Below are 13,200 nucleotides of genomic sequence, written 5' to 3' on the forward strand. Positions count from 1 at the left end.
GTCCGATGGTACCGACGTTGACGTGTGGCTTGCTACGTTCAAACTTGGCCTTTGCCATGGGTATTTCCTCTTTTTTTGGTGAATGATCAATAAAAAGCTGTTTAATGGCTCATAATAAAACTAACTCATCATAAACCTAGCTATCAACCGCACGAACCACTGCTTCTTATCAAACAGCACTTCGAACTAATTTTTGTATCCGTTATTATACGCCGACTTATCTTCAATAGTCATATATCTCTTGCTCGAAACCTATTTTTCTATTATCTAAAGAGGTCTCAAACATGCTACTACTTATAACCGTTTAACGGCTCGATGTGCAAAGCTATTATATCAGCTAGATGACATCATCCAACAATCCGTAAAATCCGTTAACATATGAAAAAGCAATCCAATACCAATGATGTTAAAAGGCTTACGAAAAAAGAGCAAAGCAACATATACCAGCATCGCATAATACGTATGTAGCGGATGAAAATTAATGCTACATCTATTATCCTGAAAGATCGGGTCTGCTACTAAGTGATCCAAATCAACTAACATAGTCGCAAGCAATATCAGATATGCTTTTTTCCACTCTTTCTTAAAAAATACAACTGCGATAACGAGAGGGAAACCAAAATGCAAAAAGTAATGTATAAACGTTTGCATACTCGTTTACCAGTTTTAATTCTGTTGATATCGAATCATCAAAAGCAATATTTATTAATATGCTGACAGCACTAAAAGGCAACACCTCAGTGTCACCTTTAAATCGTTACCTGTCGTACTAATTTTATATGTTTCAATATTTTATATTTTCGATATCGACGCAAAGCTATATATATAAATAGCAAAACAAGCATAGAGGGTTTACATAATAAATGGAGCTCATATCGAGAATTGAACTCGAGACCTCTCCCTTACCAAGGGAGTGCTCTACCGCTGAGCTATATGAGCGTATAGTGTAAACCTTTGAGCTGCACTAAAAAAAATATCACGATACAGCGATAATAACTGATGTCGTGATGAATAATTAATAGGCTTTGCGATGGTGTATATATGGAGCGGGTGGCGGGAATCGAACCCGCGTCATTAGCTTGGAAGGCTAAGGTGTTACCATTATACCACACCCGCATTTACTCTAACCTTAATAACTCTAGTTGAGAGTTAGAAACTATATAGAGTATGCTTGGCGCTATAATAAACTTTTAAAAAAATATGGTGGTGGGAGAAGGATTCGAACCTTCGAAGCTTTCGCGACAGATTTACAGTCTGTTGGGTTTGACCGCTCCCCAATCCCACCTAAGGGTGCTTTGAACAAAAATGACTCTCATTTAAGACAAATTCATAAAAAGCTACTTTAAAAGAGATGGTGCCGACTGCCGGGATCGAACTGGCGACCTACTGATTACAAGTCAGTTGCTCTACCAACTGAGCTAAGTCGGCTTGTTCTCTCTAAAGTGGTGGCTATTCTATCAAATATTTTGAGATGCGCAAGCCCTTTTTTATCTTTTTTTTAATTATTTTAATAATAATATTCAAGCTACTGATTACGTTGTTATTTTTTTGATAGAAAAATAACAACGTAATTGCTCTTCTGATCTATTGTGATTATATGCGCTGCATAGCTGGCTATATAACTAGCGAATGCGTAGTCCATTACAGGCCATTTTTACCGCTTTGACCAATGCCAATGCTTCTTTATTGGTTTCATCCCACTCCGCTTCTGGCACAGAATCAGCAACAACACCTGCGCCTGCTTGGATATGGATTTCACCGCGGCGCATCACTGCTGTACGAATAGCAATGGCGGTATCCATATTGCCATTCCAACCTAGATAGCCCACTGAACCACCAAATACTGTCCGACGTACTGGCTCTATCTCATCAATGATTTGCATCGCGCGAATCTTGGGCGCGCCTGATAGTGTACCCGCTGGAAACGTGGCACAAAATACATCTAGCGCGTCTTTATCAGACCTTATTATACCCTCCACATTGGACGCGATGTGCATGACTTGTGAGTAGCGCTCAATAAACATCTTTTCTGTAACTTTGACACTGCCATATTCACAAACACGGCCGATATCATTGCGACCCAAATCAATAAGCATTAAGTGCTCGGCAGTCTCTTTTTCATCATTGAGCAGCTCTTGTTCAATTGCCAGATCCTCCGCTTCATTCTGACCACGCTTGCGCGTCCCTGCTAGTGGCCGTACGGTGACTTTGCCGTTTTCGATACGGGACAGGATTTCAGGAGAAGCGCCAATGATATCAAAGCGTTTGTGATCATCAAGCGTATAGCCATGCACCAAAAACAGATACGGCGATGGATTTAGATAGCGTAATGCACGATAGACGGCTAGAGAGTCGCCTGTGTAATTTGCCGTCAACCGCTGTGCTGGAACCACCTGCATGACGTCGCCTGCTGCGATATAGTCTTTTATTTTCTTAACGTCGCTGCAGTACTTTTCCATACCGGTTTGCGAGATAAATTTTGGTGTGGGCATCACTGGCGCGGACAAATTGGACGGTTCTGCCAACTTCTCTTCGATTTTTTCCAACTCACGGATAGCTAAGCTGTAGCCCTCCTCGGTTTGACAGTCAGCATAGACGATGATCGATAAGGTATTTTCTAAATTATCAAAAACAATGACACTCATGGAAAGCATCAGCCACATATCTGGCATCGACATTGGATTGGGTGCGTCAGATAGGCCCACACTAGGCTCAATGATACGTACCATGTCGTAACCAAAGTAACCGACTAGGCCGCCGCTAAAACTTGGCATGGTGGGCACATCTTCAGCAGTCGGCATCTGATACTGCGCCATCAGCTGACGGATATAATCAAAAGGATTCTCTACTGCTGCTGTATCGATATGATCGTTCCGCTTGGTAGTCATATTGCCATCAGCGTACTGTAAAATAAGATCACTACCCAAGCCGATCATCGAGTATCTTGCCCAGCGCTCACCGCCTACCACAGACTCAAACAAATATGCAGAGCCGTTTAAATCACGTACTTTGGAAAACACAGACACTGGCGTCTGTGCATCCATCAAACGTTTTTTGACTAAGGGTGCATGACTAAAACCCCGATCTTTAAACGCTTGATATTCTTGGAAAGTCATCATAGTAACGCTCTCTTAGCAGCAGAATGGCAAAAAATAAAACAGTGGACTGAACCATAAAATATAGCGCCAACACCGTATTTGAATGTTAGCGCTATAAAAAGCAGTTTGTCTGAATGACGATTCATACAGCAGTTAAGTTCAGGCCTCAACCTTCATAAACTAACTGAGGTAACGGACTGCTTATCAATCAGGATAGCTATGGATAAACGTTCGTATTCAAACTACGGATCGATGTCACTACATAACGCCCATGTTAAATAGCCATAATGCCAAGCCAATAATCAAAATGGCAGCAAATACCCATATAAACCAACCACCGCTAGATTTTTTCTCTACTTGTCCTGTATGAGCTGGATTACTGATTTCTTGATCCATGGCATTATTGCCTTGGGTGCCAAGATCATGAGCCTGCCCTAAATTTGCCGTACCCGAAAACTGCGCGGTCGCTGCTTGCTTGGCTTTTAAAACCTCAGGATCGGCTTCTTCTTGTAATTCAGTCTTTGTCGTTTTGTCGTGCTCTTCACTTACTACTGGTTTTTCATTTACTACAGGTTCTTCACTTACTGTTGGCTGCGATACTGTTGGTTCATCATCAGTAGATACTGTTGGGGTCAACGGCTCTGCAGTCGTCACAGCTTCTGACTCCGTTACAGTTGACTCAGTCGCCGCTGATACAGGCGTTTCAGATACAGGCGTTTCAGATACAAACGTCTCAGATACAAACGTCTCAGATACTAGCTCTGACTCTTCTGGTGCTGTTTCAATCGATGTAGGCGTAGCACTTTGTGCAGCCGACAAGACATCCTCAATACCTGTCTCTTTAACTACTGGCTCTTGAGGCGCTGGTTCAGCCACTTCCGCTCTGTCAACTACAGGCGCACTTGCTAAATCTACTACGGTGTCTGAAGTAGTATCGACAGATGGACTCTCTGCATCCTCTACAGCGGGTAAAATCTCTTCAATATTCGTTTGCTTTACGATTGGCTCGCTGACGATATGTTCTTCGATGATATATTCATCATGCAAATTCTCAGTAGTTTCTGCTGGGGTAGTCTCATCACTGACACTACTTACTGTATCGTCCGTTATGACTGGCTCTAGTGTCCCATCTGCTGTAGCAGCGACAGGCGCTTGCACCTGAAAGCTAAAGCTTGCAAATCCAAGCGTGTCGTCAGCTTGTAATTGATTGGATTCGTTGCCCGCGATACGTTGATCATTGATAAAGGTACCGTTAGAAGAGTCTAAGTCTTTTACGTATAACTGACCATCAAGTATGCTTAGAATGGCATGATTGCGAGATACTTGCTTGCTGCCGAGTACCACATCATTGTCACCGCCGCGACCAACAGACAAGCTATCCTCGACTGTCAGTGTCAGATCGCCCAGTGCTTCTGTTAATGCATTTAATTGCCATGTGCTGGCTTGTGCTGCCGTGCTCACACTATCTGTATTATCCGTCATCTTGTTACTCCTTATTTTTTCTATTAATTTTCAAACGATTTTAAGCAAATTACTGTCAATTTTTATTCACTGACTACTCTATGATAGAGAGCATAATTAGTGGTCATGTGCTTGATCTATTTTGGTATAAAGTGAGGCTTGATGATCTTATCAAGCTGGCTATACGGAATGCTCAATACCGGCATACCGTAGGCGTATGGACCGATAGAATAGTGCTGATAACGAATATTCATACCTGTCTCTGTCAAGGTCACATTGTCGCTTAGCGTAAACGGCCAGCTTTTCTCATAGCTACTGACATCATCAGCGACGGTCTTCACCCATGCTTTATACGCATCATGCGCGAGTGCTTCAAAACGAGGCTTTTTGCCTTTGATCAGCATGTCATCAAGAGTGACTTGTTTTTTGGTGGTCAGATCAAACGTTAGATACTCGCTATAAGGCATGCCGTGTGCACCACCAGTAAAGACGTAGGAGTTGATTTCGAACAGCTCAAAGTTATTGACGTGACCCAAGTAATCAGGCGTCACCATCAAGCTATAAGCCCACGAAACCTCTTCAGGCATATCTTGAAACTGCGATGTCGCAAAGTCATTAACCGCAGCCGTGACGTCTTCCTGACTGCTTTTCGTCTTAATAGGTGCTGACTCAGTGGGCTTGCTATTCACCACCAAATTATCAATACGTGCATTGACTGTCTTATCTATCCAACCATGATTTGTCTTAAGGTATTTAATCTCAATTTCTGGGCAATTATCACGCTCAGTACACATCTTTTGAATTTTTTCTGGTAACTGATAATCGAGATACTCTGTTGAGCTGATCAGGCTACCTGCATTTGCGGACAGACTAGCGGCACCCATCAGTAAACCGCTTGCTAAGAGACCAATTCGCCGTATACGCCCTACTCTGCCTAAAGAAATATGCGTCAGCGTGAACCTATTAAGATGAGATTGAACCATAGCTTTCATGTATCCTCTTTTATAAATATAAAATGTTGTAATACATTCTACCGTAACAATGACGCTGTATTGTAGGAACACTGTTTGTGTTTTTGAAGTGTTGCTAATCACTCAAAACCTCTCTTGACTCATTTGCGGCATAAATAACGGACAATAAAAAAGACACGGCTAGCGTGTCTTAATCATTGAACAATAAGCGATACGGTTGATTTGATAACAGTCGTTTTAATGCTCACGCGTGCTGCTAAAGGTGATCTCTGGATAACGATCTTGCATCAATTGTAAGTTGACCCGTGATGGCGCAAGATAAGTCAGATAACCACCACCATCGATTGATAACTGGTCATGGGCTTTTTTCTTGAACTTTGCCAAAGCCACGTCATCATCGCAGTGAATCCAGCGTACAGTGGCAATCGATACTGGCTCAAAGGTACATTGCACTTTGTATTCTTCTTTGAGGCGATGCGCGACCACTTCAAACTGTAGCACCCCAACCGCGCCCAAGACCAAATCATTATTGATTTGCGGCATAAATACCTGCGTGGCACCCTCTTCGCTTAATTGCTGTAGTCCTTTTTGCAGGGCTTTTGATTTGAGCGGATCTTTTAGTACCACGCGGCGGAACAATTCAGGGGCAAAATGAGGAATACCGGTAAAGCTCAGCTCCTCGCCTTCAGTGAAGCTATCACCGATAGAGATCGTTCCGTGGTTATGCAAACCAATGATATCGCCCGGATAGGCTTCTTCTAGCGCCTCACGGTCACCTGCCAAAAAGGTCAAGGCATCGGCGATACGAACGTCTTTACCCAGACGCACGTGCTTCATTTTCATGCCCTTCTCGTACTTGCCAGAGCACACGCGCAAGAAGGCGATGCGGTCACGGTGACGCGGATCCATATTTGCCTGGATCTTAAAAACAAAACCTGTAAAGTCAGTCTCGGTTGCTGATACTTTACGCTCAGTCGTTGGATGGGCTTTTGGTGGCGGCGCGTATTTGACCAAGGTATCGAGTACCATGTTGACACCAAAGTTACCCAATGCCGTGCCAAATAAAACTGGCGTCATCTCACCTGCCAAAAATGCGTCAACACTGAATTCTTCTAGCGCCATCTGTACCAGCTCGAGTGACTCCTCAAAAGCATCAAACATCAATTGCCCGAGACGCTCTCGTATATCAGGATAATCATAGCCTTCGCGTGTCTCAGAGACGGTCATCTTGCCGCCATTGCCTTTCTCGTAAAGATAGGTTTTGTTTTCTGCAAGGTGATACACCCCAACAAAATCCTGACCCATACCGATCGGCCACGTGACGGGCACGCATTTAATCTTTAGTACCGCTTCGATTTCACTCAGTAGCTCAAGCGGCTCACGAATCTGGCGATCGAGCTTGTTGACGAACGAAATGATTGGCGTATCGCGCATGCGACAAACTTCCATCAGCTTGATGGTACGCTCTTCGACACCTTTTGCGCCATCGACCATCATCAGTGCGCTATCCACGGCAGTCAACGTACGATAGGTATCTTCACTAAAGTCGGCGTGACCTGGGGTATCTAGTAGGTTGACCATGTGGTCTTTGTATGGAAACTGCATGACGGAGGTGGTGATAGAGATACCACGCTCTTGCTCCATGCTCATCCAGTCCGAAGTGGCATGACGGTCGGTTTTGCGGCCTTTGACCTCACCCACTACCTGAATGGCTTGCCCCCACAGGAGCAGCTTTTCGGTCATGGTGGTCTTACCCGCATCAGGGTGCGAGATAATGGCGAAGGTGCGGCGCTTGGCAACTTCTTGATTTAGTTTTTTTGGGTCTACGCTCATAGTTTTCAGCTTCAACAGTTGTGTCATTTAGAAGTCAATCTAAATAAATAAAATTAATAATGAGCGTATTGTAGCCGATTTAGAGTTAGGGTGCAGAGTTCACGCACAAAAAACACGCTCTATCAGCCAGACAAAGCGTGTTAACAAAATTTTTAACCGTCAGCGTAGGGCTTGCTTGATTTTAATAATAACGCTTGATTTGCTCCGCTAAGAAGTCTCCTGCGACCTCATTGACAAGCGTACAATCTACCACGCCAAAGCGGCTATCTATATTCGGATCGGTGCTACCTTTGGCAACATAATTTGCCTCATAGATATCCTTTCCATACTCAACGCCACTATATTCATAGGCAGGTTGATTTTTGTATTCAAAGAACATCACTTGCGCAGCTTTTTGCTTATTTGCTATACCAACACCAAATTGAGAGGTTCTATGATCTCTGTCGTCACTAAAGCGTTGTTTAGCAGCTTCGATCCATTTCTCCAATGACGAATAGCCTGTCTTATTTTTGTCATTGAAAGCCAAAAATGAGCGCTCGCTTGTCACGACTGGAATGTAACAAACGGAGCCTTCAGGGAAAGCAACATCGGATGGAATTTCTGAGTAGTTGCTCAAATCAGTGAGAATACCGCGGCGTTCTTCGATATTCGTGCCCGCCCTATAACTGCGGGTCGTTAAGCCCGACAAGTTCAGTGTTTGATAAGTGGTTTGATAGTCCAGTTTGTTATTACTGTTTTTTTCGTAAATAGGACGCTTGACCGTGCGACCATTGACTTCGATGTCTTTGTTTTCGAGTCGACCTTCAAAATTATCTGCCAGTACCGTTCTGTCTAAATCATTGAGACTCTGATTGCTATAACTATTGATGAGATTGGTGGTTTTGATGTTGCGTGCGCCTGTGCGATAAGTCTCATCGATGCGCGCAATGGCAGTATCGTTGGCCTTACTATCGTAACTATTGGCAAAGCTCGTCAGCGTAATATTGTCGCTATCAGAACCATAACTGCCGTCATCTACTTCGCAGCCTATTAAAGCAAGCATTGACCAGAAGAAAACACCAGATATCGCAACCATTCTATTCATCGAACAATGTCCTTATGATTTAGATTTTTATCACCAGCAGGTATTGCTACTGTAGAGAGCTGTAAAGGTCATATTTACAAAGTTGTCGTAAATATTTACTACTGACTCACTGAGCTGTTTTAATGATTTGTTATCCTAGGTTGGATATTTGGCTTTACCACGAAAATCTAAAAACCAAAACAAAGGATGTGTTATGAAAACTTTATATTCAACCAAGTCTACTGTCACAGGCGGCCGCATGGGTACAGCAACCTTGAGCGATAGCGACCTTGAGATCAATATGGCCCCACCAGGTGGCAATCAAAAAGGCAATAACCCTGAGCAACTGCTTGCTATGGGTTACGGTGCTTGCTTTGATAGCGCACTTGGCGTGGTCAAAAAGATGGAAGACGCACGCTTTGGTTCAACGACTGAAACGTCTGTTGACCTGTTGCAAGGTGACAACCACGAGTACAAACTCTCAGTAAAAATCCATGTAATCGCCGACAACACAGACCTATCAGCTGACGATATTCAAAAACTGGTCGAAAAAGCGCATGATGTCTGCCCCTATTCTAAAGCCACACGCGGCAATATCGATGTTGAAGTCACCTCAGAAGTAAAATAACGTATTATGAGACTCATTATCAACAATTAATTGAGAAAGTAGTTAATTAAAAATACGTTAATTATAGAAGAACTCAGCTGGTCTGGGTTCTTTTTTTGTCTGAACTTTCGGTGAAACATAAATCCATTAGAATATCTCGTAACGGTTAAGCAGTTCGGCACGCGCCCGTTTTATCGTTATAATAAGCACATATTTTTATCTAACAGCTGATAAGTGACCTCTATGACTGATCCTATAAACGACCATACAACCGACAGTGACCACAACTCGCATCAGGCAATCGATCCTAAAGCCTTACCAAACTTTGACGATATGCCAAATGTGGCACTGATGGACACCAGTCATGTAGACAAAAACCAGCCGCCCTTTATCTTAGTTGACGGCTCTTATTATTTGTTCCGCACGTATCATGCCCTCCCAAAAACCATGCAAAACTCGCAGGGCCTAATCACCAATGCGATTCGCGGTACCTTGAATGCGCTGCTAAAACTGATGCGTCGTTATCACCCTACTCATATGGCCGTCTGCTTCGATACCAAGTCACCGACTTTTCGCCATCATATGTCGTCTGACTATAAGGCCGCTCGTCCGCCTATCGATATAGAACTGGTAGAGCAAATTCCTTATATTCATCGTTTGGTCAGCGCTTTAGGTATCCCACTGTTACGTATTGAGGGTGCAGAAGCCGATGACATCATCGGTACACTCGCCTACCGCGCTGTTGAGCAAGGTCATCATGTGGTCATCTCAACGGGCGATAAAGACATGATGCAGCTGGTCAATGAGTGCGTCATCCTAGAAGACAGCTTTACTGGTAAAGTCACGGATACACCAGCGGTAATCGATAAGTTTGGCATCAATCCAAACCAAATGATTGATTTCTTAACGCTCATGGGCGACAGCTCTGATGGGATCAAAGGCGTGCCAGGTATCGGTAAAAAAACCGCCAAAGACTTGTTGGTTGAGTATGGTGACATCGACAACATGCTCAAGCACATTGGCTTCATCAAAGGTCGCGGCGCAAAAGGTTTGATTGAACATGCCGATGATATTCCGTTTAACAGAAAGCTTGCTACCATCGTCACCAATTTGGAAATCGGCCAAGACTGGAACGACTTAAAAATAAATACCGACCCTTGTGCGCATATAGAGGAGCTTCGCGCCCTATATACCGAGCTTGAGTTTAGAAATGAGCTGGCATCTCTTGATCATCCAAACCATCCTGCGAATGGCTCACAAAGTGTCGCTGATAGCAAAGCAAACGCGGAGTCACAAGCGCAAATTGCCAAATCGCTGCAATCGACCCATATTGATAATATGACGGGCAGTAACCATCAGGATAAAGCGTGGCATACTGTGCTCGACGAGCCTGCGTTTGATAGCTTGGTCGAATTATTAGAAGCAGCTCCGCACTTTGTTATCGATACCGAAACTACTAGCGTCCATTGGCGTGACGCACAAATCGTCGGGCTGTCTTTTGCGGTACAAGCGCATGAAGCCTATTATATTCCGCTCACCCATAGCTTAGAAGGTGATGAGCTGACAGCAAAACAGCTCGACCGCGATACCGTGCTGGCGCGCCTGAAACCGATACTAGAAAATCCTAATATCGGTAAAATCGGACAGCATCTAAAGTACGATGCGCATATCCTTGCTCATTATGATATCGACCTAGTCGGTGCGATACATGAGCAGCCAAATAACTGGGCGATGGATACCATGCTGGCAAGCTATGTCATCAATGCGGCAGCGACTCGACACGGTATGGACGATTTGGCACGCCATTATCTGCAAACGCAGACGATTAGCTTTGAGGAAGTCGCAGGTAAAGGCGCGAAGCAAGTCACCTTTGACCAAGTGGCTATCGATATTGCGAGTGACTATGCTTGTGAAGACGCTGATATTACTTATCAGTTATTTGACGTGTTCAGCGTTGAGCTGGCAAATGATACCAATAATGCCAAATTGCTACACGAGCTAGAGATTCCAACGGCAGAGATACTTTGCCAAATGGAGGAACATGGTATTCTCATCAAACGCTCTTTCTTAAACGAGCTATCAAAACGCTTTGATGAAGAAATCATCGCGCTAGAAAAACGTGCTTATGAAGTCGCAGGCGAAGAGTTTAACTTAGGATCACCGAAGCAGCTTGGTGAGATGCTGTTTGACAAGCTTGGCGTGCCGGGTGGCAAAAAAACCAAATCTGGTCAATACTCGACTGGTGAAGCGGTTCTATCAAAAATCGATCACCCATTAGTCGATATCACCTTAGAGTATCGCGGGCTGTCTAAGCTAAAAAGCACTTATACCGATGCACTCGATAATGTTGCAGATGCTGAGACCGACCGCGTGCATACCAGTTACCATCAAGCACTGACCAGTACTGGCCGTCTGTCATCAACTGATCCTAACTTACAAAATATTCCCATTCGTACTGCGACTGGCCGCCTGATTCGCCAAGCCTTTATCGCCCCAGAAGGTCGCGTGATCTTGGCCGCGGATTATTCACAAATCGAACTTCGTCTCATGGCGCATTTCTCAGGTGATAAGCACTTGACGCATGCCTTTAACGAAGGGTTAGATATTCATGCCGCCACTGCTGCTGAAGTGCTTGGTAAGGACGTTACGGACGTTACCTCAACTGAACGTCGTAATGCCAAAGCCATTAACTTTGGTCTGCTATACGGGATGAGTGCCTTTGGACTTGCCAAGCAATTACAGATGAGCCGCGGTGAAGCACAAGACTATATCGATATGTACTTTGAGCGCTATCCGGGTGTCAAAAACTATATGATCAACACCCGTGCCAGCGCGTACGAGCAAGGCTATGTCGAGACGATATTAGGCCGTAAACTCTATACCCCTGATATCAATCATAGCAATCGTATGGTCAAGCAAGGCGCTGAGCGCGCCGCAATCAACGCGCCTCTACAGGGTTCCGCTGCTGATTTGATTAAGCTTGCCATGATTGCCGTTGATAAGGTATTGCCGAAAGATCAAGCCAAAATGCTGCTGCAAGTCCATGATGAACTGGTGTTTGAAGTGGATGCCGATAAAGTAGACGCGGTTAGCCAATTGATTACCGATGCCATGCAAGATGTCTTGACGACTACGGCCGTAGATAAAGGCTGGCATGTCGACTTTGCTGTACCGTTACTAGTTGAGACTGATAGCGGACAAAACTGGGATGAGGCACATTAATCATTGATTTGGTCAACTTAGAACGCTAGTGAGCTTAAAGATATGATGGGTTTTGAAACCCACTGTATCATCTATATAAACAACCACTTATGACTACTTGGTTATATTCTATGACGTCATTATTACCATATTGGGTTATAATAGCGTCATAGTAGATTATGCATATTTCGTTAGATGTTTTTTGGTTTAGAGTGAGCCTACGGGCTCACTTTTTTGTTTTTGACACATTTTTTTGATACGCAGGAGCCAGTTATTTTGAGTTCAGATGGCATTATTGAAATCCCTGGTATGATCTTACTATTTGTCTGTTTGCTGCGTTGCACACAGTACATGATACAAAGTCATATCAAGCACATTCAGGCCTTTTGGTTGGCAGCCGTACTTGTATTTTTTACCGTCATTCGTCGCGAGCTAAACTATCTACCAGATTTGCTGGTTCCGAGCGATTTCTCGTTTTTAAATCACTCTTATGATTGGTGGGAAGACAGTGTGCTGACCGTTATTTATCTCGTCGCGCTTGGCTTATTAGCTTATTCGAGGCACTACCTATGGGCAGTATTAAAGAATGTGCCGGTCTCGCTCTACCTCATCGTTACCGCGCTGGCAATCATTCAATATATGGGCGAGAACGCCATTATGTTCCCGCATACATTTGGTGAAGTTGTCGAAGAGTTGGCTGAGACTGTCATCTATGGTATTGCTTTGACGTATTTATGGCGATTCAAACTGGCTGATTATGAGTCATGTCTTGTGCAGAAATTAAACTATGAGCTCAAACACGCTGATAATTAAAATTATAGTCACGATACTATTAGGGCGTGTTGAACATTCGCAAATAGGCACTGCTGATCGCTAAAATTGTTCCAGACAAGGCACAAAGCGACGATAATGCAGATGCCTTAGCGAGATTTGTAACGCAGTATGGGGCAATTTTAGCATCAGCCC

At 44.0% G+C, this 13,200-nt stretch carries 9 protein-coding genes and 4 tRNA genes; 3 read left to right on the forward strand and 10 right to left on the reverse strand.

Annotated features, from left to right (window positions below; translation table 11 throughout):
* Nucleotides 1-333: 333 nt before the first annotated feature.
* The 10 genes from BTW00_RS14245 to BTW00_RS13595 form a co-directional block, all read right to left on the reverse strand.
* A complete protein-coding gene (locus tag BTW00_RS14245) occupies nucleotides 334-651 on the reverse strand; it encodes a DUF6122 family protein (RefSeq protein WP_075107847.1) in 318 nt (105 codons plus the stop codon).
* A 213-nt stretch (nucleotides 652-864) separates the two neighbouring features.
* Nucleotides 865-939: transfer RNA gene (locus BTW00_RS13555), tRNA-Thr, on the reverse strand.
* A gap of 103 nt (nucleotides 940-1,042) precedes the next feature.
* Nucleotides 1,043-1,116 (reverse strand) — tRNA-Gly (locus BTW00_RS13560).
* Between the two features lie 85 nt (nucleotides 1,117-1,201).
* A tRNA-Tyr gene (locus BTW00_RS13565) sits at nucleotides 1,202-1,285 on the reverse strand.
* Between the two features lie 67 nt (nucleotides 1,286-1,352).
* Nucleotides 1,353-1,428: transfer RNA gene (locus BTW00_RS13570), tRNA-Thr, on the reverse strand.
* Nucleotides 1,429-1,622: 194 nt separating this feature from the next.
* Entirely contained in the window at nucleotides 1,623-3,119 is a 1,497-nt protein-coding gene (locus BTW00_RS13575; protein WP_075107848.1) for an anthranilate synthase component I family protein, read from the reverse strand.
* A 237-nt stretch (nucleotides 3,120-3,356) separates the two neighbouring features.
* Complete coding sequence (locus BTW00_RS13580; protein WP_075107849.1) at nucleotides 3,357-4,580, reverse strand: FHA domain-containing protein; 1,224 nt, start codon at nucleotides 4,578-4,580, stop codon at nucleotides 3,357-3,359.
* A gap of 116 nt (nucleotides 4,581-4,696) precedes the next feature.
* Nucleotides 4,697-5,551: a DUF3298 and DUF4163 domain-containing protein gene (locus BTW00_RS13585; protein ID WP_083603667.1), complete on the reverse strand. Its 855-nt coding sequence runs from the start codon at nucleotides 5,549-5,551 to the stop codon at nucleotides 4,697-4,699.
* Nucleotides 5,552-5,767: 216 nt separating this feature from the next.
* Nucleotides 5,768-7,363 carry a peptide chain release factor 3 gene (locus BTW00_RS13590; RefSeq protein ID WP_075107855.1) on the reverse strand — a complete coding sequence of 532 codons (1,596 nt, stop codon included), beginning with the start codon at nucleotides 7,361-7,363 and terminating at the stop codon, nucleotides 5,768-5,770.
* Between the two features lie 181 nt (nucleotides 7,364-7,544).
* Nucleotides 7,545-8,447 (reverse strand): hypothetical protein, encoded by a 903-nt coding sequence (locus BTW00_RS13595; RefSeq protein ID WP_075107850.1) that lies wholly within the window; start codon nucleotides 8,445-8,447, stop codon nucleotides 7,545-7,547.
* A 193-nt stretch (nucleotides 8,448-8,640) separates the two neighbouring features.
* Between BTW00_RS13595 and BTW00_RS13600 the strand changes: the two genes are divergently transcribed.
* The 3 genes from BTW00_RS13600 to BTW00_RS13610 all read left to right on the forward strand — a co-directional run bounded on the left by BTW00_RS13600 (nucleotide 8,641) and on the right by BTW00_RS13610 (nucleotide 13,047).
* Complete coding sequence (locus BTW00_RS13600; RefSeq protein ID WP_075107851.1) at nucleotides 8,641-9,054, forward strand: Ohr family peroxiredoxin; 414 nt, start codon at nucleotides 8,641-8,643, stop codon at nucleotides 9,052-9,054.
* Nucleotides 9,055-9,276: 222 nt separating this feature from the next.
* Entirely contained in the window at nucleotides 9,277-12,255 is a 2,979-nt protein-coding gene (gene polA / locus BTW00_RS13605) for a DNA polymerase I (protein WP_075107852.1), read from the forward strand.
* 255 nt (nucleotides 12,256-12,510) lie between these two features.
* Entirely contained in the window at nucleotides 12,511-13,047 is a 537-nt protein-coding gene (locus BTW00_RS13610) for a hypothetical protein (RefSeq protein ID WP_075107853.1), read from the forward strand.
* The last annotated feature ends 153 nt before the right edge of the window (nucleotides 13,048-13,200 follow it).

Origin of the sequence: Psychrobacter sp. C 20.9 (assembly GCF_001921765.1) — a bacterium.
GTDB classification, from domain to species: Bacteria; Pseudomonadota; Gammaproteobacteria; order Pseudomonadales; family Moraxellaceae; genus Psychrobacter; species Psychrobacter piscatorii_B.